This window comes from Vibrio phycocola (assembly GCF_054404255.1).
The window spans coordinates 103,454-126,274 of sequence record NZ_JBTAMQ010000004.1; the positions used below are offsets into that span (position 1 = coordinate 103,454).

A 22,821-nucleotide genomic window follows, 5' to 3' on the forward strand; every position below is an offset into this window, starting at 1 on the left:
TCTGCCTCTACGGTGTAGAATGCTCGGATTGAAAGATGTTGTGTAGAGCAGAGCAATGAGCCATATCCTAGATTCAATCCAAACATCCTACCCATTTCCGCCAAAACCAGTCCCGCTTTCTGATGAAGAAAAGCAGGCCTATATCAGTGAAATTAAGCAACTGCTGATCGACAATGATGCTGTATTGATAGCGCATTATTATACTGATCCGTTAATTCAAGCTCTTGCTGAAGATACGGGTGGTTTTGTCGGTGACTCACTGGAAATGGCTAAGTTTGGTAACCGTCACCCAGCACAAACACTTCTGATTGCTGGTGTTCGTTTTATGGGAGAGAGCGCAAAAATTCTCACTCCAGAAAAACGCATTCTTATGCCAACGTTAGATGCAGAGTGTTCGTTAGATCTTGGTTGTCCAGTGGATGAATTTAGTCAATTTTGCGATCAGCATCCCGACCATACTGTTGTGGTATACGCCAATACTTCGGCAGCAGTAAAAGCACGTGCGGATTGGGTTGTCACCTCTTCAATTGCTCTTGAGATTGTCGAACATCTAGATTCACAAGATAAGCCCATTATTTGGGGCCCAGATCGGCACTTAGGCTCATATATTGCGAATAAAACCGGTTGTGACATGCTGTTGTGGCAAGGCGAATGTATTGTTCATGATGAATTTTCTTCCGATGCATTAAGAAAGATGAAGGCGCTCTACCCAGACGCGGCAATTTTGGTTCACCCAGAATCACCTGCGAGTGTCGTGGATCTTGCAGATGCGGTGGGATCGACAAGTCAATTAATTAAAGCAGCGAAGTCACTACCACAGAAAAAACTGATTGTTGCAACTGACAAGGGTATTTTCTTTAAGATGCAGCAATTAGTGCCGGAGAAAGAACTCATTGAAGCGCCAACGGCGGGAGCAGGGGCAACGTGTCGCAGTTGTGCTCACTGTCCATGGATGGCGATGAACGGCCTTAAAGCAATTAAATCGGCGCTTGTAGATGGTGGAGAAGAACACGAGATATTCGTTGACGAAGCGATTCGGGTTAAGTCACTAATTCCATTGAATCGTATGCTAGATTTTGCAGAAAGTCTCAACCATACTGTCAAAGGGAATGCATAAAAGCACGACTTAGCTGGTGATAAGATAAAGTGAATGAAAAAATAAGGCCGAAAGTGGCCTTATTTTTATTGCGCTTGTTCGAGTTCTAATCCTTTGAGAGTAAGACCGCATACCATTCTTGGTATCGCGTTATAGATCTCTTCAAATTGGCTTAGTTCTGCTGCGTCGGATTGTTCGAGTGTTGCAATCGCGGTCTCTGGGTCGTAAAGCATTGAAATAGTGAGTAGTATTCCACCGATTAATGCGTTGTCTTCACTCTCTTCTTCGACCAAGTTTTGCCAATCATCTTGTGTCAGTTGCCAACCTTGTAAGAAGCCTTCGCAAAAGTCTTGGGTTGCTTGGTTGACTAATTGCTCTTCGTCGAGCAGGCAGTTATTTGGCCATTGCCAAGTTTGCTCAAGAAGTTGCTCGCGCGTATTATTCCAAAGTTCAACAATGGTCTGGCAATATTGCTCGAACTGAGCACCATCGCTAAAGGGGGCACTTTCGGTTCCGCCCCATAAAAACGGCAGCCATTCTTCAGCAGGCAGTAACATTGGTGCGCAAGTGATTGCGGTAATAAAGCCTCTCGTTGATGACTCATTCATCAGTTGCTCGGTAGGCTCAAGTTGAGCAAATAATTCAGTTAAGTTCATGTCGGTACCGTACTTGTAATTGTAATTGTGGGCTCAGTGTAGCCAAATTTCGTCAATGATTCTATTAGCTTATCGTGTATCCGTCATTATTTCGGCGGTTTGATATTGGTTCAGTATTTGCATGAAGTTAATTAATATTAAGGTCAAGGAAAACACGATGAAACCTCAACAATCACTGAAGCGAAAGAGCTTTATCGCTCTCGTTGCTTATCTCGTTCTATTTATTGCAATCAGTGGTGCTCTCATACATTGGGTTGTTAAAGCCCCAATTAGCTCTCAACTTAAGGAAAATTTAGATTTGAGAGCCGAGATATTCGCCGGTCACGTGAAAGAGCCACTATTAGAATCATTAAGTATCTTAGATAGCGTTGTTTCTGTGGGGCAGGCAAATATAGATCGTGATAGCCAAACCGAGCTATTAAAAGAGCTGTTCCAACATATTAACAGTATCGTTGTGAGTGGCGGGCTTTGGCCTCAACCGTTTCTTGATGGAGAAGACATGGTTTATTCCAGCCTATTTTTTAACCAAGGCAGCGATGGTGTTGTTGACCAGGTTACGTCGTGGGATAATGCCATTTCAGGAGGGTACGATCAGGAGGAATGGTATAAGTCAGTCGCAAATCAACCGCCAAAAACCGTTCATTGGTCTCAAGTGTATGTCGATGGCTATACACGAGTCAAAATGATCACTATCTCACAACCTTATTATATCGATAACGAGTTTTCTGGCGTTGCTACTGTTGATTTGTCTCTCGATGACTTAGTTGAACTTATTTCACCGACTGCGAGCCAATCTCAAATTGGTGTCAATCTAATTGATTCATACGGTTCACCGGTCGCATCTCATCAATTTCGAGTAAAGCAATCGGGTTACATCAGCCAATATCACTTCGCTGATTTGAATTGGATATTGGAAGTCGTCAATTCAAATAAATCGGTAAATGAACAAATTACCGAGATCGTTACTGATATCGAACTTTGGCTTATTCCCTTTTTGTTGGTCGGCTTAATCTTTGGTTACTTAATGCTAAATCGTAAGATTATTAGCCCTATTGTTGATATCGCTGACCGATTAAAGAATTCAAAAGAGGGCGGTATGATCGATATGCCGTACCGAAGTCACGATGAAATTCGCTACTTAATTGACGCTTTAAACCAAAAAACCGTCTTTCTAGATGCTGAGAAAATGAAAGCTCAAGAAAGTACCACTGCAAAGAGTAACTTCTTCGCGACCTTATCTCATGAGATTCGTACTCCAATGAACGGTGTGTTAGGAAACGCCCAGTTGATGATGAATGATGAGCTCAGTCCTGCACAAGCTAAACGCTTACAGGTTCTTCACCAATCCGGTGAACATATGATGACCCTGCTCGATGAAATTCTCGATTATTCAAAAATTGAACAAGGCTATTTAGAGCTTGATGCACAAGATTTCGCTTTAGAAGATTTGACCGACAGTATTGTCAGTGTTTACCAAGGGTTATGTGACGAAAAAGGCCTCACACTTAACATTGAATCGAATATCGAGCCAGACCGGTATTATGTTGGGGATATATCGCGGATTAAGCAGATACTTTTTAATCTCCTCAATAACGCGGTTAAGTTTACCGACCAAGGACACATTAGTATTCGTTTAGATGAAGAAGTGACAGGGTATCAAGAAAATACGTTAAGCATATCGATTGAAGACAGCGGCATTGGTATTAGCCCAGAAGCGCAAGATAAAATTTTCAGACCTTTTGAACAGGCCGAACTCAACACCAACCGTCGATACGGTGGAACAGGTTTGGGCCTCGCCATCGTTGATCAATTAATAAAACTGATGGGTGGGGAAATTAAGCTTACAAGCATACTGTCGCTTGGGAGTTTCTTTGACGTCAAACTTCCTTTGAAATTGGGTACTAAAACCGAATCATCGACTTCGTATGTGACGAAAGATGTTCAGTTTAATGGAATAAAAGCCTTGATCGTGGAAGACAATCGAGTCAACGCTCATATTTTGGAATCGTTTCTTGTTAAGCGAGAGATCGAGAGTGTCGTTGCTGAAGACGGCTCCATCGCACTTGATCAACTCGAGAAGGAGGACTTCGATTTTATTCTTATGGATCATCATATGCCAGTTATGGACGGTATCGAGACGATCAAACGTATTCGCGCTCGTGGAGATGCGATCAATCAAATCTTTATCCTCGGCTGTTCCGCTGATGTGTTTAAGCAAGCGAAGGATAAGATGATGAACGCTGGCGCCGATGTGATGCTCAATAAACCAGTAATGGAGCAGGAACTCAATGATGTGCTCTATCGTCATACCGATAAAATTTATCAATATCATAAAGAAGCAGCGCAACCTTCGGAGAATGATCCTCTAGCAGACGACAAAGAGACAGAGGACTAACCCGATTTATTTAAGCACAGAGGCGAACCCAGATGTTTATTGTTTAACCAAACAACTGTTTTTTGTATGAATATACTTGACCCAAAGTCAGATAATCATTACATTGACGCCTCGTTAGCCTATCGCGCTAACAATACGGTGAGTTGGCCGAGTGGCTGAAGGCGCACGCCTGGAAAGTGTGTATACGGCAACGTATCGAGAGTTCGAATCTCTTGCTCACCGCCACATTCTTGAATCAAGACGTCTTAGGACGTCTTTTTTTATGCCTCAATATAAGTAAAATCAATGACTTACTGTCTCATTCTATCTCATCTTGTCTCATAACATCCGCCAATTTGGTGTATGACAGAGTGTATGATTTAATCAAATCCGGATTGGGAGATATACACTTTATCAGCTTGAACTGCCAGGAGTATATCAGTTCAAAACTACAGTATTCTCTCCTTACTTAATTCGATTAATTTAATAAAAACATGCAGTTAAACATGAAAGTGTAGGACGAGAAATTTGCATGTTTTTGAACTTGATGGATAGTCCTACACTAGGGGAAGATATGTCACATTTATTGAACAAACTAACGGCCAAAGAGGTTAAAGAATCGCAAGGTAGAGAGAAGCCATATCGTCTCAACGACGGTGGTGGACTTTACTTACAAGTGAAGCCAAACAAACTCAAATACTGGGAGTTTCGCTACAAGAATAGAACTACGGGTAAAACCACAATGTTAGGGTTAGGAAGCTTAGATGTGCTTACATTGAAGAGTGCTCGCGATAAAGCACATGACATGAGAGTGCTTTTAAATGAAGGTATCGATCCTAAGCAAAATCGCCTTGATGAAAAAGCTAAACGAAATGAAGAGTTATCAAATACATTTATGGTTGTTGCTACGGGTTGGATTCAAACGAAAAATAAACTTAAGCCCAAAACGATCCATGATAACTGGAGAAAGCTCGAGATGTATGCATTTCCTAAATTTGGCGATGTTCCCGTAACGAAATTGACCCCTATGGTTGTTCAGGATGCGTTACGCCCCCTTGCTAAACTTGGTAAGTTGGAATCGGTTAAGCGCATCATTCAACTTATTAACGAAGTTATGAACTATGCCATTAATAGTGGTCTTTTACAGCATAACGTTTTGAGTGGTTTAGGTAGGACTTTTGAATCTCCAGAAGTAAAGCATATGGCTGCTCTGAAGCCTCATGAGATAACAGAGCTGCTTCAAACCGTTGCGACTGCGAACATGCAATTGGCTACAAAATGTTTGATTGAATGGCAGTTACACACAATGACTAGGCCAAGTGAAGCAGCTGGTGCTCGTTGGGATGAAATTGACTGGGAGAATAAGCTATGGATTATCCCGGAAAGTAGAATGAAGATGAAAAGAGAACACCGTATCCCTTTGACGCCACAAACAGTCGGCATATTGGAACGTATCCGCCTAGTTAGCGAAAACAGGGTTCACATATTTCCCTCTATGCGCTTTCCTAAGCGCTCTATAGATGCCGAGACGATCAACAAGGCTCTCGGACGTATTGGTTTTAAATCTCGTACCACCGCTCACGGTATGCGTTCCTTAGCCAGCACTACGCTAAACGAGAAGGGGTTTGCCCCAGATATTATTGAAGCTGCGTTAGCACACCAAGATCGTAATGCTATTCGTGCAGCATACAATCGCACAGATTATCTTGAGCGGAGACGTGAAATGATGGAGTGGTGGAGTGATTATATCAATCAAGCCGCAGTTGGTTCGTTATCCGTTATAGGCCATATGTGAATTGTATTGGAAGTATAATTTTACTTTATCGCTAAGTGGGTAAAAATTAGATTATCGTTGATATTTTTCAGGTTTAACCAACTTCTAGCTAAGTCCGATTAGAAAAGCCCAATCTCATCCATCTAGTTGTAATGTCAAAGACAAGCTATAGATCCTCGATTCCTCAGTGGCAGATTATGCCACTGAAATCGCTACACCGTAACTCATAGGCAGGCTGGCGAGAAGTAAAGGACAACATTAGCCAGATACGGATAACTTTTGGTATCCCAAAACGCAATCAGGCACCGCTGATAGGAGGTCGCGAGATGGAAGGAATGGATAAAACCTGAAGCACTTTTCTCCAAAGCGGATCTTAGCCTCTCTCCACCTTGTGTGATCACCAAGCGATTCTGAACTTATTGAACAAAAAAAAACACGCTGGCGGTCTTGCTCATAAACTATTTCTATTAAAGCATCAACTTAAAGCTCTTTAACTTTGAGACGAAACTTGGAAGTCTCTGCTTTTGCAAGCAAGCTAAAAACTCATCCTGACTCATGGATGGCCTTTTCAACGAGCTTCTTTGTTGCTGGGCAGCCTTAACGCACGCGCTGCTATCTAGCTCAAACATGTCACATAAGAACTCGTCTGGATGTATTGCAGATAAACCTATAGGATCAAGCTCCTTTAAAGGGAAATCTTTTAGATTGAAGGTGATGATAGACTCCGCTTGCCCTTTAATAGCAGCAGCAACAACGTGTCTATCATCTACGTCTGGTAAGGTTAACCCGTCAATCAATGGCTCATAACCTTCAACCAAGCAGTCAGGTACATGAGCGTTCATTAACTGCTTGGTTCTTTCTAGCCGCACAGGATCTGCATCAGGGTTGTTTTTGAGGAGATTTCTAATCCATTCATCATGTATTTGCTCTGTCCATCGCGCTCTGAATAACCCAGTGTTGGATAAATACATTAGGTAACTACGAAGCGGAGCAGGATACATAACACATGCGTCTAAAACTACCGTATATGATGTCATTAATATCCCATATCCATTTCTTGGTCTAATGCGGATAGTTCAGCAAGAGCAGCTAGTCTGTTCTCTTCTAAACGTTTTTTGTATTCCACAAGATCGGCATAGGCCACCTTCCTGCGGTTACCAGTGCGACTATACGGAATCTCTTTAGAATCGAGAAGTTTAATAAATGTAGGGCGAGACATATTTAGCATTTCAGCACCTTCTTGCGTTGTGAGTTCCGCATGAATAGGTGTAATACTAACAGAGTTACCTTGACCCAATTGAGTAAGCACCTCGATCATCATGTTTAATGCACTTGATGGAATAGTGACTTCGTGAGTCTTACCAGACTTATCAACAACATTAATCTTTTGAGCTTCACCATTGGTTTCCATAACGGCTGACAACTCTTGACTACCAAGCTTAGCCAGTGCAATTTCTTCAGCGCTTGGCAATTTTGTAGCAGTATTCATCATATTTCTCTCTAGTTTCTGATTTCAGACTATGCAAATCTGTATACCACTACATTATCCGAAATATTCGAAAAGGTCAATATTCGAAATATTCGAAACAAATAGAAGACTACTGTGAAGGGGGCTCACATTTCACTATATAAGCTCGACCTAAAAATTTATGTCCAGTTGCTAGATCTGCCTTCCGTCGAGATTGCATAAGCATGCAGGTGATTAATTCTGGTTAAGAAAGCTGCTCATGAACGAAACTGGGAGTTCATGAGCAATGCCGTTCTGGTGTCCGCCATAACTTCATGTATTGCAAACTCAGCAGCGTAGCTTGCTGTTGAGTAATCGCACAAGCAGGAATGGGGCAGCGGTGAGTTTGCCAACATCGCCCCGATTCGAACCCTATCAGCATAGGAAGCACTGCTTCTAAAAGAACTATACTTTCTTTCAGTTCACCTACAATATCTTAGATATTAACCATTATGAGGGTGTTACATCTTTAGTGATTTATAACATTAATGTTATTTTCTTGTTGTTCTTTTTTGAGATTTTTAATCTGCTCCTGTAGCTCTTTAATTTCTCGACTTTTAGCATCTAGTTCGGCGCATAATCTATTATTGATTTCATCTTGTTCACAACGAATAGATATGATTTTTTGATGCTCAATGTTTAAATCGATTAAGAATTCCAGAGCTTGCTTTACCGTCAATCTCTCACGGTACCTAAAACTATCAAAGTTCATTTTATGGCTTAACGACACCATTTCAGATATATAGCTTGTAGATTTCTTTTTATTGCTCCTTTCACAATGTTTCTCCCATGCATTAAACATTTTCTTGAGAACGATTTCGTTTTCAACGTTACTGAATACCTTTTCTTTTTTTTTGATGGTGTTGATAAATTCCGTTACATAACGAGTGGGGTGTGCAAACCAGCTCCCTAACATCGGGGTATTCGGTATGTAGTTTTTTTTACGTAAATAATTTGCTGCCCATTTAAGTTGTTGCTCATTATTGGGTCTTAACCAAGAAATATTGGCAGGTTGTCTTTTCTTTCTAATATCGCTCATTTCAAGGCCTATTTAAATCGAACTGGATTTCAATTAATATTAAGTTTTCAAAATGACACTGTCAATTGACAATCTTTGTTGTATCATAAATATAGGCTATCATGAAAAATTAATCGTATCGTAGGGGCCGGGAATATGACTGAATCTAAACTGTCTGCAGAAGCTCGATATTGTTTACTTTTACTGAGAGAGGATAGGGAGTTCGTATTTAATTGCTCCCTTAAAGTATTGGCCCAACGATACGCGATTCCATTAAGAGCGTTGCGCTCCGCATTGGATTACATGGAGGAAAATGATCGACTTGAAATATTGGTTAAAGGAAGACTAGGCAAAGGTAAATCTTATGAATATCGATTAAATTTTGATGGCATTTCACTTTTACCTGATATTGGCTGTGAGACCCTTTATTCACATATGCAAAAAACGATAACGCTAAAAGAGTGGAATGTATCACCAAAAATTAGCGGGCTTCGAGTGAGTCAAAAAATGTTTTTACTCATTCTTGCAGCGCACGCCGAGACATCCGGTATGGTACGAGAACTATCGTATTCATCAATTAGAAAATCGATGGGATCAACTTTCACTAAAAGTAGGTATAGAAACCAAATATCAAAACTTAAGAATGCGGACATCATTAGTTTTTATCGGCCAGGGTTCACTGATAATAAAATATTAGGGAAAGTGAGTAGCAGTTATGCTATAGACCGAAACTTATTTAGTAGCAATCCGAGCCCACATATTGATATTCTGTTTAATTGTGAAAGTTCACTCATAAATAATATCGTAATTGGTGATTTACAGTTGCACTTGCTCAAGCTTAGCGACTTGGATGTCAGTAGCCAAAAGCAATGGAAAGCACTAGTTTCACTAAACTCAAAGCCATATCTATGTGAACATATGGATAAAATTGTATCAAAGCTACTTTGTTTCAATGCTAGTTGTATTAAGGACAAAAAGCATTCTGTTCATCAATGGGTGTTTGAGCAGTTGCCCCTATTGAAGGTATTTCCACATTTGTGTGAAAATAATAAAGACGTTGAAGGCTTGTTATCTGAAGCAGCCCTAGATCTCAATATTATCGATTCAAGCATAGAAGAGTTACTTAAACTAAATGTTAATGACTCAGGAAAAGATATCATAGACCGAGAGGTGCTCACTTCATATCTTTGGGTGTTGAAGTTCGTTGCGAGTATGGCATTGAAACGGGCGTTAGCACTTAGGATAGTACTAGATGCTGTTAATGCTCCTAGTGGTGAAGGGGTTACTTATTTTTTGACTCCCATCGAATATCCAATCTTTAAAATTAGCATATCATTTTGTGATTCAAACAATGATACTGATTATGCACTCAGTTCAGTTATCACGTTAAAACAAAAAAGTACTAGTTCTGCCAGCTGGTTTTTCTATAAGCCCCCGGAATACATTGATTTGAATGTAGTACGCTGGATAAAAATTATGTCCCCAAAAAATTCGATTTCGTCTCTATATGTCGATGAGTTTCTCGTTCAGAAGACTCATGTTAATGATAAAAAACCTATCGACATTCAAAGCCTAGTTGACAATCTAAATTCGAGTTAAATGAATAATTACCGCAAGTCTTCTATTTAGGTATTAGTGCTTAATTTGGTTACATCTGAAAACTTTTTATCAGAGTTATTACAAATAGTGATTTACAAGTATGGCTTTGTTGCTCGGAAAGGTTATCTAAGTACAGTGTTTATTTTTGTTAAATTGGGCTGCGGTTGGGTAATATATGCAATATGCACATACTCTTTCCATTATTTAGTCACTTTATACCTAATGTATAAAGTGATAACTGAATCTTCACTATCATAATAAGTTAAAAAATACTGCCAATAACTCTTCTATGAACCCACCCATTGGAGAGTACCATGAACTACCTACCCATCAACCACACATCTACTTCTGGACCAACATATAAAGGATTGGAAGTATTACCGAAGTATCACCTAAATGAGCAGTATTTAGAATCCATTTATAACCTAATGAACAGAGCGTTAGCAGAGCACCCAAGAACAATGGTGGTTAGGTTTGATTTGCATCTACCCTACAGAGTGAATTGCCCTGATTATCCTTATGAGTATGGCACCGACGTGATAACCAAATTTATTGAGTCATGTAAAGCTCAAGTTAGATATGATCTCTCAACCAAAATAGGACGTTATCAAAATTGTACGGTGAGATATGTGTGGGCGAAGGAAACAGCGACAGCCAATCAACCACATTATCATGTTGCTTTATTTTTAAACAAAGATGCGTACTTTTGTATAGGCGATTACCGAACATTTACCGGTAGTAATCTTGTAAGTAAGATTTATAAAGCTTGGGCTAGTGCCTTGGGTTATCGAGATGCCGAAGAGGTGATACATTTCGTGCATTTCACTCGTGGCAGCCCTGTACATTATTTGAATCGTAACACTGAAGATTACACCACGGAATGCAACGATGTATTCTGCCGTTTAAGCTATCTGGCTAAATTTGAAACGAAGCAATATGGTGATAGAAGTAAGAATTTCATGTGTAGTCGTACATAGTACGCAGGTAGTTGTCTACGATTTAAGATTATCAGTGACTTGTTTTGAAAATATAGTGATTGAGATCCGCAATTGATTAGTGGCCCCTGTTCGAAGCGACTGCCTCATTATAGAGTATTTCTTTTTAAATAAAGGGATCTCCATTATGAACTGTAAATTAATGCCACGTGAAATTGAGTATATTAAAGATGGAGAGGACTTTGTGACGGGGGTTCCTCGGATTGAGTCGAGGGACGCCTGGACCGAATCGTCTTCTGGTTATCAAGAGCCTGATGACCGAGTTGAGGAGATCACGTGTGTAGCAGATTCGGAACATGGCCCATTTATTTGGAAAGTCACCTTTAGAGCTATTGGCTTTGAAACGAATCAAGATAGAGATGTTGAGTTAATATCGAGTCCGAATGGAGTTGAAGTTATGGGAGAACCACAGTTCGAATTTGAATAACAAAAAAATTAGAAGAAGTAATCAGGTGCTAGTTGCACCTGAAACTTAGTATAGAAGCAATGTCTCAGGCCTGTTTAAGGAATTTTAGTAATAATATATATTTGCAGAACTTTTGTTTGTCGCCAGTAGAAGGCTCAGAAACTCAACTAGGATAGACGGTTCAGCTGTATATCGTACTGTAAAAGATGTTCTTAACCTCAATCAATCGATTTTGGTTATTTAATAGCATTGCAGTGTTCTAATCGAGTGTATGTGAATATAATTTAACTGTTAAACCCCCTTTTATTAAATAATATATATCCAAAAGAAATTTGAATTGTTTTAATTAAATTAACTGGTTATAAACGTTACCCTGATTGGCCTTGTATGGATCGCCAGAAGGCTAAAGTGTGAGGTGGGAAGGTAAGTGTAAGGAACTAAACAAAAGCCTACCAGAGTACTCTGATGTCCTGGTAGGCTGGGGCTTTAAGCAGTTTAGACTATCATTACCACTTATTGACAATAGCTACGCTTATTTGATTAAAACTCCTATTTTGGATCTGGTTAAGTAAGACTGGTTCCCAAACACGATATAGCTCCGCAACCTTTGGGTGGTGGAGTTCACACATCCCAATATCTGGTTGATAAAACCAGCTATGCCTGAAGTTAAAGTAAAGCTCGATTTCGGCTTGTCTTGCATTCTCGTCAGGATACGCAAGGCTTGCGATGTCGATAATTTCCCATCGGTCAGTGATTTTTTCCATTTGGATTTCCATTGGTCGCGCTTCATGTTTTGTTTGGTAATAGTCACGATGGCGAAAGCTAATGGAGATACATTGAGTATGAATAGGGATATCCAGCTTACTGGTCAATTGAATCAGACAGTTGAGTAGATCTGCACTCGGTCGAGTCTCGTACTTCAATACGGGATAATGGTTCATAGCATTCCTCTCTCTGCAAATGACACGCACGTTTCACCAATTATTAAGTGATCTAATACTCTAATATCCACCAGCGATAAAGCTTGAGTTAAACGTTCGGTAATTCGTCTATCGCTTTGAGATGGCTCGGATACGCCAGACGGATGGTTATGCGCAAAGATCACCGCCGCTGCATTTCGTTCAAGGGCGAGCTTGACGACTTCCCTCGGGTACACACTGGCCGAATCTATTGTGCCGTAGAACAACTCTTGTATATCAATGAGCCTATTTTGATTATCGAGAAGCATCACAGCGAACACTTCACGTTCGTGTCCACCAATTTTATACGTTAGAAAATCCTTTACGGCTTGCGGGTTGCTGTATGTATCTCCACGTAAATATTTGTTTGCCAATATATCAGCCGCTTTCTCTAGGATGAGCATGGCACATTCAGGTAGTGCTGATTTGTAATCATTGTGCATATTAATGTCCTCTATAGATTGTCATGCACTGTGATGATGTATATCTGAAAATATTTTGTATCGAATGCCCATCTGATCACGTCATGGCTTAAGTGGGAGTGTCGACGTTGGCATATCTGGTCTACTGATAATGATTTCTTTATGTATTGTTGGCTTGTTTAATTCAAAAAATACGGGACGCCGTTATATGTGAGCGATATGACAGGAGGACCGTTCAATGAGCAAACGATTAATCAGATTTAATGAAGTCATGTATCTGACAAGCTTATCGAGACCGACGATTTATCGATACATGAAAGACGGTATCTTTCCGCAAAGAATAACTCTTGGTGGAGGTACTGTTGTATGGAAAGAGAGCGATATACACGATTGGATGGCTGCTTTAGTAGCCGATAGAGACAGGTCAGTTAATCAGGAAAACAACGCCACTAAGCTTAGGCTTATTGACTGGGAGTAGAGCTCTATCTTGAGGGTACGAGCATGAGTTAAATACGATCGAACATTAGGTTAAGATGGAGGTGACGATGAGGTTCATCCGATTGACAGAAGTACTTAAGTTGACGGGACTTAGCAGAACGACAGTGTATAAGTACATATACCAGGGTAGTTTTCCCCGGAACATCAAAATAGGTCCCAGAGCCGTAGTCTGGATTGAAGGAGAGATAGATTTATGGATAAAGGCATATAAACGTAATCCATGTCGAAACGTCGAACAGACTCTTGATTCAATTTCATCTCAACGGTTAATACATCAGGTTTTCAACTGAATAGCAGCCCTTTGAGTGAATAGCAATCGAATTACTCAATCACATCAACTAACTACATTCATCTCACAATACACCATTATTCACTACTCGAAAACACTAATTCGTCGTATATCGGTCTATGGCCAATATACCCGGGGCGATTGCGCCTAATAGAGGTGAATTTAATGAAGTGTGTGGTCGCCCAGGACCTTCGGAAACTCGAAGTGTATCGGTGATGGTCATTACATTGATGTAGCCCTGCGTTGTTGCGATGTGGAATTTGTATTCAACAATGTTGCCGGAAAACGACAACGAAGGTTCGTAAAAATATTAGAATGCCTACTTTATTCAGACAAGTCACGTTTGTCATTTGAACAAGAGAAGGTATTGTTTATCGACTTTTGTCGGCGTAATAAATATTTGAAACGCAACGGTCCGCAATTTAATCAAGAACTCAGCCGAGACCTATACTTTCACGCTATCCGTGTCAAATTTGGTTACGCGATTACTTGTCATAAAGCACAAGGCAGTAAAGCAGTAAATGGGAAAATGTGTTTGTATAGTTTAGTTCCGGCTCTAACTGCTTTTCAAAAAGCTATCTTAGATGGTTGTATACCACGATAACTCGAATTTCTAATCGATTGTACTTGATTGATGGTCCTTGGTGGAGCTGATATTGTGAATTGCAATAAATAAGAAGCTAGTTGCTTAAAATGTTTCATTCTTCAATTAAACAAGTGAAATTATGTTATTATTTCATTGGGTTATACATGTTGTTAGTTTTAGCCAGAGCTCTTTAAATTCGAAGGCTATGTAATGTTCGACTATAACTTGTGTTAGTAGGGCTTTGACTTTCGTTGTGCTGACATTCATCAGTGTTCTAGTTGAAGAATGATTTATTACTGAAATATAGAGATTATGAAGAAGTATCAAAAGCAGGGCGATCCATTTAAGTACTCACACGACTTTCCTAAAAACTGTTTTCATTTAGCTAAGCTTTGGTTTCATGCCAAAGCTATGTGGCGATGGCTTCGTGTGCAAAAAATAGTCACTAGAGTATTGGGATTTCAATACCAAGTTGCGAATGATTTGATTGAAATTGATATCACATACCAGTGTAACTTAAAGTGCAATAACTGTAATCGCTCTTCAGCACAAGCCCCATCAAAGAAGCACATCCAACTTGCCGAAATAATCGCATTCGTTGATGATAGCTTAAAGCAAAATAGAAGTTGGACTAAAATCCGGATTCTCGGTGGAGAGCCTACATTACATCCACAGTTACCAGAAATCCTTGATCAACTATATCGCCTTAAAAAGGCAAACACGGACCTATCGATACAGCTAGTAACGAACGGATATGGACGTCGTGTTAATCAAGTTATTTCAGAGTTGCCAAAATGGCTATATATTGAAAACTCATCTAAAACAGACTCCATTCAGCCTGAATTCGGTCCTTTTAATTTGGCTCCTATTGATAGTTGGTATCATCGATATACCGATTTTTCAAATGGTTGTGATATCGCGAACACGTGTGGTGTAGGGCTTACACCACAAGGTTATTACCCTTGTGCGGTAGCTGGTGGTATTGATCGAGTCTTAAACAAAGAAGGAGGCCGTAAACGGTTACCTGAACAAGGCGATGAAATGCGTGACCTTATGAAAAAAGCATGTGGATTATGTGGAAGGTTTAGAGATGGTCATTATGTACCACCTAAATTACGTTCCCAAATATTCGAACAGCGCACTTCGGTTTCATGGGAAAAGATTTATGCGGATTGGAAATCAGATTGAACTGTGAATGTCTGATAATAAGTTGTGAGTTCTTACCTCAGTTGACAACAGAGTTGAGGTAAGATTAAAGCTAAACATCTCTTTAATTCGCTACTTGTTCAGAAAGCGATGGCATCGTTAATAATTCTTCGATTAGCTCATCCTCACGTTTTCGTTCTTTTTGACCAATATATTTGCGGAAATGCCAATATGTATACCCTTCATCCAGATACATTGGTTTTTTTGCTAGTTCAGCCATAGGTAACATCGTTAAATAGTCGGTAACAGTATCAAACCATTCAGAGCTTTCTTGCCGTTTGAAATAGGTGATTGGAATCAATTCAAAGAGCTCTTTAGTAAACACCCTCAGATGACTCCAAACGTTGCTTCCAGCTTGCTTTCTTGGATTGTCATAATCTGAGATATAAAGATTAACTGGTTTATTTGGGCGGTACATTGGCATTTGTATTAAATCAGCACCTTTCCGCTTTGCATGTAATAGTGATTCAACGACGTTCTCCTGCATTAAGCAATCATCTTGGTCTAATATGGCAATTAAAGTTTGAGGGTCTTGGCAGATTTTATTGATAGCAAACAGGAAGTTTGGCATACGGCCCAAGTGGACACTATTTCTTATCAGTGTGGTCTTGTTTTGCAGATTGGAGAGTAATTTGGGGTAAAGCCAGTTGTGTTCTGCACCACTAGCATCATCAACTAATACTATCCCAAAATTTTGATTAGTTTGCATCCTTAGTGAATTCAAGCATCGTTCAAGCAAGGTATATTCGGTGAGTCTACCTTTTAGGATAAATACTAATTTTTCATTTCTTTGTTCATACTTCCAGTGCTTACCTGGTACCCAATCAAAGTTATCTAGTTGTTCAATAGGTTCGATTCCTTGAGCAATGATATCTCTTGCAACAGGTAACTCTTTTCGTTGTTTATGCTCATTACGAGGGTGGATATAATAACTACGTGGGTCACCGCCTCGTACAGCACGTAGCCCTCGGTGTTTCATTGCTGCTTGTAAAGCACGATGCCAGGTTAAAGAAAATTTATTATTCAATAGCGGATTATTTATTGGTAGCTGGTCTTTGATGCGAGTGAGATTTAGAAGGCCAAATCGTACTTCAGGTGCAAATTCACCGGGATCACCATGATATGGGGTAAACTGAGAGCTACTTTTAGGAATGTTAAAACCAACAGCTAAGATCTCCTCTTGAGCACTTGCACTAATCATGTCTGAAATAAAGTCATGTCCCCAATCACGACGTCCCACAAGTACATCTAAATCACATTGAAGCACATAAGGTGTCGAGATTTGATCGAACCCCCAAATTTGAGGGAAAAGAGGAGCATTATCAGAGGTATGAGAATCTAGGCAAGCTGTTTGATTAAACCATTTGTAATAAGTTGCGATTACTTCTTTTTTGTCTAACGGTGCGATAAGTATGGAGTCGATAATCCCGTTTTTTCTAAGTTGTTGAGCTTGTTCAATTACTGATTGTAGATTGGAGTTCGCGTATTGTCGTAAAAATTCCCCATCATGTGGATCTATTAAAAGTACTCTTTCCAAAAATGTCGATGGAAAGCTCAATTGAGTAACTATATGAGTTACTTGCTCGGTTAAAATGTTTGCATCTTGCCCACAAGCTTTAATTAATAGGGTGACAGTGTCATTTTTATATGGCGTTGTGGAAGTGAGTTTAATTGGTTTAATGCATTCTGGATGGAGTAAGTGAATCAGTTCGCGATAGAATTCTTCAAAGCCAGGTAAATCTTTCAAAGCGTCATCTTGGCGGCGCCAACTCTTTCTTCGAACTAATTCTTCATCGTGATTACCTAGAATGCCAATAGAATAAAGGCGTGCACTCATATCACGAAAGAATGATGTTGTTAAAGGTTGTATGTCACGACCAATGTCGATGTAGCTTAACTTCCCGCTAGCAGAAAGGGTTAGGTTGTCTCGTTTTATATTGAGTGTGGATATTCCAGCGCGATATAGGTTAGTCAGATATTCGATTACTGATTGCTTGGGTATTTTTTTTCTTGGGTTCGAGTTATTTAAATAAGCGGTTTGACACTGCCATAAGGAACCTTGTTTAACCCATGTTGCGTTAGGAATAGGGACGTTTTTATTTGCTAGAAGGGAAGTTAGTTTTTCTACGTCAGTGTCTGTAATTGCCCATGGGTAAAACTCTTTAATAACTTTATCATGCTCGAACCATACGGTACCTTCCATACCAACACCAAGAAGTTGTTTGCCAGCGGTATGAATCGCACTCCATTTACTTGCTACATGAGCCAAGCGTGCTCTTTGATTTTGCCAAGAGTCATTGTCTTTATTTAGCTTTGTATCCATTCCATCTAGAGCGTAGATTGAGTAGACGGGGAAAGGGGTAATCGCAGTATCGGCTGGGTAAAGCGTCAACAATATAGTTAATAGCCAATGGTCTTCTGCACTTCTAATATTCGGATATCTTAGTCCGAGGTTTGTTCTAAGTAGCAAGTTGCACGATGGAAGCTCTCTCTGTTGATAACCATTCGAAAAATTATTAATAAATTGAGCTAGTGACACGTGGTCAGTTAGTTCATCTGGGTTCGCAATATTATCAAAAGGTAGTAGCTCTCCATTCTTACGTAATTTATTACTACCAATAGCCGCTTTTTTATCCGACCCATGAACGGATTTCCATAACCCTTCTAAACTAATATCAGTAAAAAGCTCATCATCAGCATCTAGTCGTGAAATCCATTGAATATGTGGCTGTTCATCAGCCCAATCCAATAAGAGGTTACGAGCCCTTGCTGGGGAGCCACATTCGGCAAACAGAAGCGTAACAGAGGGGTGGTTGAGCAGAGATAATGTTTCTCGTTCCCAACTTGTATCTGAACTATCATCTAATACGACTATTCGAGCTATTCGTTTTTTTACCAGTGTTTGGTTAAACGCACTTTTCAAGGCTCTAGTTAAGTGATGGGTTTGATTCTTATGACTAATTGCTATGACGACTTCCGCATATTCAAACTGTTCTGCTGAGCGTTTCTTCAGCTGTAAATTTCGGCTACAGAGTATTTCGCGATACCTTGTCGGCGCCGTTGTTTTAAAGTTAGTCATTAGTTATTTCCGTTCTTTAGTTCTTCTAGCACATCTTTTCTGGGGATTGAGAAAAAATCTTGGATTCGTTGATAATAAGAATCCATTTCTGGCTCTGACATTTTGTCTCCATGTAATCGAAGAAATTGAGCACACCCTTTAAGCTTTTGTTGTGATTTTGGAGCAGAAAGAGCATCGGGTGATTGATTGCAATTCCAATCTACTGAAGCAAGCTTGGTATAAGAGATCGCTGCTTTTCCTGAATCTAGTACCTTAATCGCAAAATCTCGATCATTGCAGCTTATCAAGCCATCAGTGAATCCACCGATGTATTTAGCCAGTTCGGTTTTGACAAAAGTATTCGACCCTTGCCAGCCTGGGTTGCCGACTAAGAAATCGTTTTTAGAAATAGAGCTGGGGATGTTACATGCTACAAGGTTTTTACCAATTTTTATGTTGATTCCCGAAAGCACAACGTTGGCTTTGCCATTATCACTGTTAGCCACACATGAAGCTAAATGTTGTGGGGACCAATAATCGTCATCGTCAATAATGGCTATGTAACTATTGGGGTAGCGATCAGCGATATAATCGATACCTGTATTCCAACTCCCTGCTGCCCCGGCACAACGAGCGTTGGTCAGAGTCTTGACTGGAATATCTTTAAGTTCGAACTGTAATCGCAATTGTTCATCACAACTTAATTGCCTAGTATCACTAACTATGACTACGGCTGTAGGTAGAAACGTTTGATTAATGATTGAAGGTAGAGCGTATCTTGATAGTAAAGAAAGCCTAGGAGTGGTTGCGATGAGGACAATAACTTGATTCATGATTAGTTAGTATATTGTTTTCAATAAGAAAAATTATGTCATTTAACTAACTAAAATTAAATAAATATTATTGTTTTTTTCAATATTAGGGTCTTTTTATTAGCCTAAAATGATTGTGCTAATTCTAACGTATAGACGAAGGTTCGAGAAACGTTAATCATCTTGCCGTTAATTCAAGGGAACAATAATTCAGGAGATATATTTCGAATTTCTGGACGAATAGGTGTTGTATTCTCAAACCCCATATCGAGCTCATCAAACCCGATGCAAAAAAACAAATAAGAAAAGGGAATAGAGGAGGAGCCGAAGCTCCTCCATAAATTAAATTTTCTTAGAAAGGACAGCTTGAGTAACTGCTATCCATAACTACCATACTAGACTCACCAGAAGTACCACATTCTAGAACGTAGGTACCATCGTCGTTATACGTTTTCTTAGACCAGTAACTGTAATAATTATGCCAGAATATAAACTCGTCAGTTGACCAATCCCGAATCCAGTAACCAGCGCCGTTGTCGTCTTCATTGTAGAAGTCAGTACTATACGCTGCTAAATCAACTACTAGAGCATCACCATCTAGTGAATCTAGACTGTCTTCTACGTCAATCCATGCAGATAGATCGATTGGGTTTGCATCATCAGAATCGTATTGCCAAGTATTGGTTACAGATTCTGAATCATTGGTGCCACTAACAGTACGACGCACGATAGATTGCGATGTTAAGTTTGACGTGAGATCACCAGCTTCACAATCGTCATAGCTATCACCATCGAAGTAAGCTGTATTGCTAACGCCGGACGATACGTCTTCATCGGTCATGATCTCTTCAGTAACAATACATAGATATTTACTATAGAACTCGTTCCACTCAATCTTAATGTCCTTGGTGTATTCCAAATCATTTTGATAAGTGACTGTGTTCGTTGAATCGTAGTGAAGGAAGTCTATTTCTAGATCATCTGTTAGATACCATTCTGTAGCGGTTGACTCATCCCCGCTATAGATAGCTTCGCGTTTAACCCAAGTATCGTTTAGCTCACCGTTTTCATCAGTACCTTTCAGGTAAGTAATTCGAACGATTGAGTCAGGATAGAGAGCTTGAAGGGTAGTTTGTTCTTCAAATGCAATCTTTAATCCATCCACGATTTCCATTGCTTCATCATGCAGGTCAGAATTACCTTCTGCGATGAAGTCGGCAAAGATGTCGTCACCAGAGATATTGTAGTGATCAGCTAGAATGTTAACTTGGTCTTCAATACTACTAGAGATTGTAGAGCGAAGGTCTGATTCTTCAATCATGCGTTGACACGACATATCATCGTCTAACTCATCTAGTGCATCTTCAACAGTATCCCACACTAATGTAGTTAGAGGGGTAATGTTTAGGATATCCTCATCATTGAATGAAGTTATGGCGGGAGGGGTCGTCAATTGGTAAGCCTCAGTCACCACTCCTAGATCGCTATCAACGGCTCCGACAGGAACATCTACAACCAGTGGAGAGTATTGATAGCACACATCCACGATTGAAGAATTCGATAGAGTGTAGTCACCATTCTCACCAGTTATTGCGGATGGCTCACCGCTATCCAGTTCGCCATTATAGTTAATATCTAAAAAGACGGTTGCGCCTTCTAGATACCCGTCAATCGCTTTACCGGTTAAAGTAATGTCACCACCAGTTGAATCAACTGATGAACTAGAACTACTGCCACCGCCACAGCCAACCAGCGCGAATGTTAGTGTTAAAGCTACTATGGAATTTTTAGTATTGAATGTAGCCAAAATATTTTCCTTCTAATTAAAATAAAGTGTTGGATTAATTTACTGACTCATCCTTGTTATATGTATCTGAAATATTTTCCATTCGAGGTTTATTGATTTCGAGTAAATACTCTACTGACTTAATCAAGTGTAGGCATATGCCACGCTTATCGCCAATCTGGATCGCGAGGCTATTTAATGGTATCTGTTTAGATTTGTAGAGTTGAAGGAATACTCTAAAATTAAATTAGACGATGGTGAAAGGTTCGGATATTTAAAGCGATGCTGTATGCATGTCATTTAACTGTATTTATAAAAAGTAGCGCTATTATTCTGTACGGATGAGAAGGCAGTTCGAAACTTTGGCAGTAGCCAATGATAGTGGCACTGCTTTAGTTTAGTCGTCGATAAATTCTAAGCATCTTTTGGTACTTAGATGTTTGGCAAAGGATTATAAATCCTCGTTAATAGCATTTTTTTGATTTTCTAACAGCAAGACATCGTACTTTGGTGATGTGTAGACCAAAAGCGCACTTTGGGTGTAGTTTTCATCTGACTCTAGGATGAGATAAATGGTATCTCTATCAAAACCTAAAAATGCCTGTCGGTTTGGTAGTGTATCTACTGCTTCAAATTCTTCTTCAGTTGAAATAGAAGATGGAGGACCATATTTATCTGATAGAGAAGCAACTACCCCCTCGACAATATCTACTGAAGGTACAATACCAACCCGCAATAATTCATTATTGATAAAAAAGACACCTGCTTCTACGCTCTTACCGCCAAAATTAAAATTTGAACAACCATAATATTCAACGCCAACTTGACCCGACTCCAATTTTTGTAACGTACATATATCACTCGCAATAACTTGTTGTTTAGACATACCAAATTTCAAGCTTTTATAACCATCAATAGCAAATGCTATTTGAGGTAAAAACGTGATACCTAAAATTAAGGATTGTAATGCATACTTTTTGAGATTCATGATTTTTTGTCCATTTATATTCTTACGTGATAAAAGAATGTAACTTTATGATAGTGTAGTACTTTCATATGAAATCAACGCAGATTTCCCAAAAAATATTGGGTAACAAACAAGCTATGATCCGATCCAGAAGTTTTGGACACTGAGTTAAGTGAGTAAAATCACTAATGAGGTGAATTATGACAACCAAGAAAAAACGTATTATCTATTCTCCTGAATTTAAAGCAGAAACTCTAAATCTTGTTGAAAAAGAGGGAGTAGCTGCTGCCGCTAGATTATGTTCGAAGACCGACTAACTGACTACTTGTGACCAATGGCAGTTACACAGAATTATATACAGGGTCAGATAAACCCATGAGCTTAAATAGTGAAACCAGCCCAGTTCAAAATTATGGCTTTAGTTTTAATGTCCCAGCTTGTATCAGTTTATTAATAGCACCTGATGTCTCTTTATCACCAAAGGTTTCCCATTTTCCTGCAATATATTCAGCTCTGCTACATATAAGCGGGAAGCCAGTCTCTTTCCACCAACGAATAGAAATTTTAGAATGATTCCTTTCTTTATCAAAAGCTTTTATATATATCAGCTCATCAGGTGAAACAGAACGACATTCAACATCGATTCCAAATTCTTTTAGGTCTGTTTTTACGAAATCAATAATTTTCAGAGTCGAATCTATGCGTGCTTCTCTAAGCGTGCAGGACTCTTTTAGCCATATCCATAACTCGTCGTTTCCTCGTGAGCCAAATTGTTCTGGTTCTTCGAAAATAAACTCTATTCTTTCACTCATA

Annotated in this window: 21 protein-coding genes, 1 tRNA gene and 1 pseudogene; 10 read left to right on the plus strand and 13 right to left on the minus strand. The window is 39.5% G+C overall.

What is annotated here, in order from left to right:
* Positions 1-55: 55 nt before the first annotated feature.
* Positions 56-1,117, plus strand: a complete 1,062-nt coding sequence (gene nadA / locus ACXJY6_RS06735; RefSeq protein WP_456049421.1) for a quinolinate synthase NadA — start codon at positions 56-58, stop codon at positions 1,115-1,117.
* A gap of 65 nt (positions 1,118-1,182) precedes the next feature.
* On the opposite strand, the gene ACXJY6_RS06740 is transcribed toward nadA, so the two are convergent.
* On the minus strand, positions 1,183-1,752 hold the full coding sequence (locus ACXJY6_RS06740; RefSeq protein ID WP_458767781.1) for a UPF0149 family protein: 570 nt from the start codon (positions 1,750-1,752) through the stop codon (positions 1,183-1,185).
* A 157-nt stretch (positions 1,753-1,909) separates the two neighbouring features.
* Between ACXJY6_RS06740 and ACXJY6_RS06745 the strand changes: the two genes are divergently transcribed.
* The 3 genes from ACXJY6_RS06745 (at position 1,910) to ACXJY6_RS06755 (ending at position 5,921) form a co-directional block, all read left to right on the plus strand.
* Positions 1,910-4,147 (plus strand): hybrid sensor histidine kinase/response regulator, encoded by a 2,238-nt coding sequence (locus ACXJY6_RS06745; protein ID WP_458767782.1) that lies wholly within the window; start codon positions 1,910-1,912, stop codon positions 4,145-4,147.
* A 137-nt stretch (positions 4,148-4,284) separates the two neighbouring features.
* Positions 4,285-4,372, plus strand: a tRNA-Ser gene (locus tag ACXJY6_RS06750).
* A 328-nt stretch (positions 4,373-4,700) separates the two neighbouring features.
* A complete protein-coding gene (locus tag ACXJY6_RS06755; protein WP_458767783.1) occupies positions 4,701-5,921 on the plus strand; it encodes a tyrosine-type recombinase/integrase in 1,221 nt (406 codons plus the stop codon).
* A gap of 446 nt (positions 5,922-6,367) precedes the next feature.
* On the opposite strand, the gene ACXJY6_RS06760 is transcribed toward ACXJY6_RS06755, so the two are convergent.
* The 3 genes from ACXJY6_RS06760 to ACXJY6_RS06770 all read right to left on the minus strand — a co-directional run bounded on the left by ACXJY6_RS06760 (position 6,368) and on the right by ACXJY6_RS06770 (position 8,446).
* Positions 6,368-6,937, minus strand: a complete 570-nt coding sequence (locus ACXJY6_RS06760; RefSeq protein WP_458767784.1) for a PIN domain-containing protein — start codon at positions 6,935-6,937, stop codon at positions 6,368-6,370.
* Positions 6,937-7,392: a helix-turn-helix domain-containing protein gene (locus tag ACXJY6_RS06765; protein ID WP_458767785.1), complete on the minus strand. Its 456-nt coding sequence runs from the start codon at positions 7,390-7,392 to the stop codon at positions 6,937-6,939. Before ACXJY6_RS06765 ends, ACXJY6_RS06760 begins: the two co-directional genes overlap by 1 nt.
* A 484-nt stretch (positions 7,393-7,876) precedes the next feature.
* Positions 7,877-8,446: a hypothetical protein gene (locus ACXJY6_RS06770; RefSeq protein ID WP_458767786.1), complete on the minus strand. Its 570-nt coding sequence runs from the start codon at positions 8,444-8,446 to the stop codon at positions 7,877-7,879.
* A gap of 135 nt (positions 8,447-8,581) precedes the next feature.
* Here ACXJY6_RS06770 and ACXJY6_RS06775 point away from each other — a divergent pair, with 135 nt between their 5' ends.
* The 3 genes from ACXJY6_RS06775 (at position 8,582) to ACXJY6_RS06785 (ending at position 11,446) form a co-directional block, all read left to right on the plus strand.
* Entirely contained in the window at positions 8,582-10,024 is a 1,443-nt protein-coding gene (locus ACXJY6_RS06775) for a hypothetical protein (protein WP_458767787.1), read from the plus strand.
* Positions 10,025-10,338: 314 nt separating this feature from the next.
* Positions 10,339-11,001, plus strand: coding sequence for an inovirus Gp2 family protein (locus ACXJY6_RS06780; protein ID WP_458767788.1), 663 nt, complete (start codon positions 10,339-10,341; stop codon positions 10,999-11,001).
* Positions 11,002-11,146: 145 nt separating this feature from the next.
* Positions 11,147-11,446 (plus strand): hypothetical protein, encoded by a 300-nt coding sequence (locus ACXJY6_RS06785; protein WP_458767789.1) that lies wholly within the window; start codon positions 11,147-11,149, stop codon positions 11,444-11,446.
* A gap of 485 nt (positions 11,447-11,931) precedes the next feature.
* Here the strand turns inward: ACXJY6_RS06785 and ACXJY6_RS06790 are convergent, their stop codons facing one another.
* A complete protein-coding gene (locus ACXJY6_RS06790) occupies positions 11,932-12,366 on the minus strand; it encodes a DUF2787 family protein (RefSeq protein WP_458767790.1) in 435 nt (144 codons plus the stop codon).
* Positions 12,363-12,827 carry a RadC family protein gene (gene radC, locus ACXJY6_RS06795; protein ID WP_458767791.1) on the minus strand — a complete coding sequence of 155 codons (465 nt, stop codon included), beginning with the start codon at positions 12,825-12,827 and terminating at the stop codon, positions 12,363-12,365. Before radC ends, ACXJY6_RS06790 begins: the two co-directional genes overlap by 4 nt.
* 217 nt (positions 12,828-13,044) lie before the next feature.
* Between radC and ACXJY6_RS06800 the strand changes: the two genes are divergently transcribed.
* Both ACXJY6_RS06800 and ACXJY6_RS06805 read left to right on the plus strand, forming a co-directional pair.
* Positions 13,045-13,284: a helix-turn-helix transcriptional regulator gene (locus ACXJY6_RS06800; RefSeq protein ID WP_458767792.1), complete on the plus strand. Its 240-nt coding sequence runs from the start codon at positions 13,045-13,047 to the stop codon at positions 13,282-13,284.
* Positions 13,285-13,351: 67 nt separating this feature from the next.
* On the plus strand, positions 13,352-13,594 hold the full coding sequence (locus ACXJY6_RS06805) for a helix-turn-helix transcriptional regulator (protein ID WP_458767793.1): 243 nt from the start codon (positions 13,352-13,354) through the stop codon (positions 13,592-13,594).
* Positions 13,595-13,690: 96 nt separating this feature from the next.
* Here ACXJY6_RS06805 and ACXJY6_RS06810 read toward each other — a convergent pair whose 3' ends face one another.
* On the minus strand, positions 13,691-13,885 hold the full coding sequence (locus tag ACXJY6_RS06810) for a hypothetical protein (RefSeq protein WP_458767794.1): 195 nt from the start codon (positions 13,883-13,885) through the stop codon (positions 13,691-13,693).
* Between the two features lie 606 nt (positions 13,886-14,491).
* On the opposite strand from ACXJY6_RS06810, the gene ACXJY6_RS06815 reads away from it, so the two are divergent.
* A complete protein-coding gene (locus tag ACXJY6_RS06815) occupies positions 14,492-15,367 on the plus strand; it encodes a radical SAM protein (RefSeq protein ID WP_458767795.1) in 876 nt (291 codons plus the stop codon).
* 82 nt (positions 15,368-15,449) lie between these two features.
* On the opposite strand, the gene ACXJY6_RS06820 is transcribed toward ACXJY6_RS06815, so the two are convergent.
* The 6 genes and pseudogenes from ACXJY6_RS06820 to ACXJY6_RS06845 form a co-directional block, all read right to left on the minus strand.
* Positions 15,450-18,464: a glycosyltransferase family 2 protein gene (locus ACXJY6_RS06820; RefSeq protein WP_458767796.1), complete on the minus strand. Its 3,015-nt coding sequence runs from the start codon at positions 18,462-18,464 to the stop codon at positions 15,450-15,452.
* Entirely contained in the window at positions 18,464-19,276 is an 813-nt protein-coding gene (locus ACXJY6_RS06825; RefSeq protein ID WP_458767797.1) for a glycosyltransferase family 2 protein, read from the minus strand. The genes ACXJY6_RS06820 and ACXJY6_RS06825 overlap by 1 nt, the downstream gene beginning before the upstream one ends.
* A gap of 176 nt (positions 19,277-19,452) precedes the next feature.
* Positions 19,453-19,542: pseudogene (locus ACXJY6_RS06830) on the minus strand (WYL domain-containing protein); the annotation flags it as partial.
* A gap of 65 nt (positions 19,543-19,607) precedes the next feature.
* Positions 19,608-21,062 (minus strand): hypothetical protein, encoded by a 1,455-nt coding sequence (locus tag ACXJY6_RS06835; RefSeq protein WP_458767798.1) that lies wholly within the window; start codon positions 21,060-21,062, stop codon positions 19,608-19,610.
* 430 nt (positions 21,063-21,492) lie between these two features.
* Positions 21,493-22,029 (minus strand): HI_1492 family protein, encoded by a 537-nt coding sequence (locus ACXJY6_RS06840; RefSeq protein WP_458767799.1) that lies wholly within the window; start codon positions 22,027-22,029, stop codon positions 21,493-21,495.
* Positions 22,030-22,418: 389 nt separating this feature from the next.
* A complete protein-coding gene (locus ACXJY6_RS06845; protein WP_458767800.1) occupies positions 22,419-22,820 on the minus strand; it encodes a hypothetical protein in 402 nt (133 codons plus the stop codon).
* Position 22,821 lies beyond the last annotated feature (1 nt).